Origin of the sequence: Acinetobacter brisouii, from assembly GCF_008993995.1 — a bacterium.
GTDB lineage: Bacteria > Pseudomonadota > Gammaproteobacteria > Pseudomonadales > Moraxellaceae > Acinetobacter > Acinetobacter brisouii_A.
The window spans coordinates 1-4,341 of record NZ_BKNN01000120.1 but is presented as its reverse complement, the minus strand read 5'-3'; the positions used below and the strand labels follow the sequence as shown (position 1 = coordinate 4,341).

The 4,341-nt window shown below is 38.2% G+C and carries 3 protein-coding genes and 1 pseudogene; all 4 read right to left on the bottom strand.

All coding sequences use genetic code 11. The features are described 5' to 3' along the window. Positions 1 to 140 precede the first annotated feature (140 nt). A pseudogene (locus GBN19_RS14825) lies at positions 141 to 1,160 on the bottom strand (nucleobase:cation symporter-2 family protein); the annotation flags it as partial. Between the two features lie 20 nt (positions 1,161 to 1,180). Next, positions 1,181 to 1,972, bottom strand: a complete 792-nt coding sequence (locus tag GBN19_RS14820) for an outer membrane protein OmpK (RefSeq protein ID WP_151778647.1) — start codon at positions 1,970 to 1,972, stop codon at positions 1,181 to 1,183. Between the two features lie 201 nt (positions 1,973 to 2,173). Further along, on the bottom strand, positions 2,174 to 3,127 hold the full coding sequence (locus GBN19_RS14815; protein ID WP_032069057.1) for an isopenicillin N synthase family dioxygenase: 954 nt from the start codon (positions 3,125 to 3,127) through the stop codon (positions 2,174 to 2,176). Positions 3,128 to 3,143: 16 nt separating this feature from the next. Next, positions 3,144 to 4,118 (bottom strand): isopenicillin N synthase family dioxygenase, encoded by a 975-nt coding sequence (locus GBN19_RS14810; RefSeq protein WP_000125683.1) that lies wholly within the window; start codon positions 4,116 to 4,118, stop codon positions 3,144 to 3,146. Positions 4,119 to 4,341: the final 223 nt, after the last annotated feature.

Genomic DNA, 4,341 nt, shown 5'->3' with positions numbered 1-4,341 from the left:
TTGGTTCAATAAAAAGCGTGTACACAGTGCACTGGGTTATGTATCGCCTTTTGAGTTTGAAGCAATGTACTATGATAAGATTAACCCGTTAGGTCAGGTGGCCTAACTTAAATAAAAAAGTCTCCGACAAACCCGGTACGGTTCACAACAAAGTAAGCTATTTTAGGAAATAGACCTAAAAGGATTAAAAACACACCAGCTAAAGCACATACACTGCGATTCTTAACACCTGTGATCGCTAGCAAACCGATGTTCTGAGCATAGGATGTATACGGGAAGATATTAAAAATCCCACCAATCATTGTGCCAAGGCTGTCAGCTCTAAAACCGCGAGTCAATTTTTCCTGATCCACTTCTTCTTCAACAATTTCACCTACAGCCATGAACATCCCAGCTGTTTCAATGAAAATAACCAGCATGACTACGCACATAGTCAAGACAGCCCAAAAGTTAAACTCTGGAATACCGAAGTGAAATGGCATCACCCAACCTAACCATGGGCTTTCATCTATCTTGTCTAAAGAGATGAGGCCAGAAAATGCAGCGATGATATAACCAATTCCCATCCCGATTAGAACTGAAATGTTGCCCAAAAAGCCTTTAACATAACGGCTGATGATAATAATGCTTAATAGAACACAGGCAGCGATAGATAAGTACAATGGATTTCCAAAGTCTTTTACCCCATATCCGCCAGCGGACCATGTGCCTGCAATACCAATGAGAGATAGACCAATCACAAGAATTTGAGTTCCTGTCACCACAGGAGGGAAGAATCGTATTAACTTTCCAATAAATGGTGAAATCAGGAAGCCAAAGATCCCTGCGATAATGATTGCCCCAAATACACTTAGTAGTCCCATATCTGGATTAGTCCCAATTGCAATCATTGGGCCTACTGCAGTAAAGGTAACTCCCATCATAATGGGAAAGCGAATACCTACATTTTTAAAACCAATAGTTTGAATGAGGGTGGCAATGCCACAAACAAATAGATCTGCAGTAATTAAGAAAGCAATTTCTGCAGTGCTTAACCCTAAAGCTCCTCCAACAATTAGGGGAATTGAAACAGCACCTGCATACATTACCAAGACGTGCTGGATACTGAGAAAAATCATGGAGCTTGGTTTTAAGTTATTGGCTGTGATTGTGTTAGTCATATATGTTTTTCTCCTTCAGCCTAAAAGGTATATTTGACGATGAAACTAGTAGCATTTTGATTAGTTTTAAAATATGGAGTGTCTTCGATTAAGAATTTGTTTTTCCAATAGTCGTATTCAATACCTGCTACTAATTTTTTTGGGCTTAAGCCTAGATGAGGGCTAAGGTCATATTTGATTTGTGGGTTAAAGTGAAAGTCGGAAGAGTTATTACCTTTGGAATTGACTACCCAATCAATGTATCCATCAAAAATGATTGATGATTTAAGAAATGGGACGGTATATGACCAGAAAGGAGTGATTTGCCATTGTCCACTTGGGGTGTTTCCATCGTCTGGAATGCGATAGTAAAAATTAAGGGTGAAATAATCAAAGCCTTTGATATCTAGGTCAAAACCTGGACCAACTAAATAAGTCCACATATCGTCATAGCCAGGCTGATCTTGAATACTTAAGTCAAAACTCGTAGCTATTAGGACATCTTTCACTGGCCCAAAGCTCAAATTCGTATTGGTTAGTTTTCCTATTGAAAAGAGTGGGGCTATTTCTGTATAGACAGCATTATGTCCTTGGGAAGCAGTCTTTTCACCGTCAAACCAATAAGTGTCGACGAATAGATAGAGATCCCCCCATTTCCAACTGCTCGCATGTTCGAAGGTAATGGTTTCATGTGTATCCGGCTCTACTTCGAAACCTTTACCATAAAGTGCAGAAATACTATTGGATTGCCAATTTAACCATGATTCCTCAGCAAAAGAATAAGTGCTTATTAAACATGTGCTTAAAAATAGATAGGGCGCATTTTTTTTCATATAATTGTTTCCGATATTCAAAGGCTTTGTTGCACAAAGATTTAAAAACTAGGATTTCCCATATCTACTCAAATTTAAGTGACAACTCGGGTGTGAGGTCTGCCTAAATCGGTAAATCTATTTAATTGTGTAGGCTTCTTCATTTGAAAATTATATCGCTGAAGAAGCCCTTAAGAATAGCTTTGTGCAACAAAGCCATATTCAAACTTCAGCACGATGTTTGTAGGTTGCACTAAAGCGTGACTGTAGATATTCCATGCTAGTAATTGGTGAATATTTAGGTGGATTGGATTCGCTGTAACAGTTAGGCAGGCAACGGATTACAGTTTTTGGGCTCGGTTGGATGAAGAATGGGAAAGAAAAACGTTGTTTGCCTTTAGGACTTGAAACACGATGAGGTGTCGATTTATAGAGATCATTTGACCATCGTGCCATCATGTCGCCGATATTGATAACATAAGTATCAGGTATAGGAGGAGCATCGATCCAATTCCCATTTACATCCTGAACTTGTAATCCACCTACTTCATCCTGAGCCAAAATAGTTACACACCCATAATCAGTATGTGTTCCCGCTTTAAAACCTTGAGAGTCTGTATTGTCTAAGGTAGGCGGATAATGAATTAACCGGAGAAAACATAGGCTGTCTTGCAGACAATGATCAAAATAATTTTGCGGAAGACCAATGGCATGAGACATGGCATTAAGCAATATTTTTGCTAAATCCACCATTTCATCAAAATACTCTTCTGTAGCTACTTTCCACCCTTCAATATTTGGATAAACATTTGGTCCCCTTAGAGGTTCTTGATTAATGACTTCGGGATGATTAGCTTCTAAATGGACACCCATGTCATATATTTCTTTAAAGTCTTCAGGTAAGTCAGGGTTCAGTTGTTCTACTCCTAATGCACCATATCCTCTATGTGCAATTTTATTCTTTTGAATATCTATTTCTAATTTCTCTTGTAGAGGCTTACTAAAAAACTCTTTAGCTAAACTTTGAACTTCTGCAAGGTGATTCGGTTTATAACCACTGATATAGAAGAATCCCCATTCACGACATGCTTGGTCAATTTGGTTGCATATATCTGCATAATCAGGATGGTTAACGTCATAAAGAGGTGCAATGTCGATAACTGGTAATTTTTTCATGGGAAACTCCTTATTATTAGATATATGTTTTTTTGAACATGTTACGATAATGCTGTTCAACACTGATTGGTGGATATAGCGGTTCTGAGTTTTCCTCCAAACACTCTCGAATGCATTCAATCTGATACTGGTGATTACCGCTGTAGAAGAATGGAACAGAATATCGTTCCCCACCTGAGATGTTGATGACGCGATGGAGGGTGGATCTATATGTATTGTTCGTCCACATAGAGATTAGGTCACCTAGGTTAACGACATAACTATCTTCAATAGGCTCTGCCCAAATCCATTGGTTTGTTGACTGATCCCATACTTGTAAACCACGATTATGGTCTTGAAGTAATAGAGTAAGCCCGCCGAAATCAGTATGTGCCCCGCAACCTTTTTCATTTGGTTGAGCATTAGCTGGTTGAGGGGGATAGTGTAATAAGCGTAAAGTGACTAAATCTGCATCCTTACAAAACTCTGTGAAATAGTCAGCTTCCAAGTTTAGAGATAATGCAATAGCACGCATGAGTCGTTCAGAGACTTTAATCAATTCAACTTGATATTCCTCCATTACCTCTTTAAATCCATCAATATCTGGCCATTGGTTTGGGCCTTGGTTAAAAGCTTTATGGATGACAAAAGGATCTGAAGGTGAGCGTTCCTTCCCGATATAAAAGCCTTCCTTTATATCAGGCGGAGAATTAGGTTCAAGTGTTTGTGCTCTTAATGATTCATAGCCTCTATTTGCTTCAGAAAGCTCTTTGGACCACTGCTTTTTCTGTTCTGGGGGAAGACTAAAAAATAATTTGGAATATTCAAAAACCTTATCTTGTAATGCTTTAGAAACTCCATGTCCCGTAATGTAAAAAAAACCTTTATCTAAGCATGCTTTCCGAATATGTGAGGCAATGTTTTGGTGCGTTTGTATGTCATTATCCAAAAGTCCAGAAATATCGATGATGGGTATAGAGGTAATGTTTTGATTGTTTTCCAGCGCAGTCATGTAGCAATCTCTCAAAAATAATGTTTTCTTTTTTTATAAAATAATCATGAGACCGCATAGCAATGAATATCGAGCAAGCTGATGCCAAAAAGAGAGCTATTCTTAATTAATTAAATAAAAACAATTGCTTAAACTTTTTTAAATGAGTGGTGATGCTGAAAAAGCAACGGGATGCACTGAAAATAATGCTTTAGGTCCAAAAAATGGCTGCTACTTAATGGCA

Coding starts and splice junctions, on each gene's coding strand:
- GBN19_RS14820 (WP_151778647.1), bottom strand. CDS start 1,972: ATGAAAAAAAATGCGCCCTATCTATTTTTAAGCACATGTTTAATAAGC.
- GBN19_RS14815 (WP_032069057.1), bottom strand. CDS start 3,127: ATGAAAAAATTACCAGTTATCGACATTGCACCTCTTTATGACGTTAAC.
- GBN19_RS14810 (WP_000125683.1), bottom strand. CDS start 4,118: ATGACTGCGCTGGAAAACAATCAAAACATTACCTCTATACCCATCATC.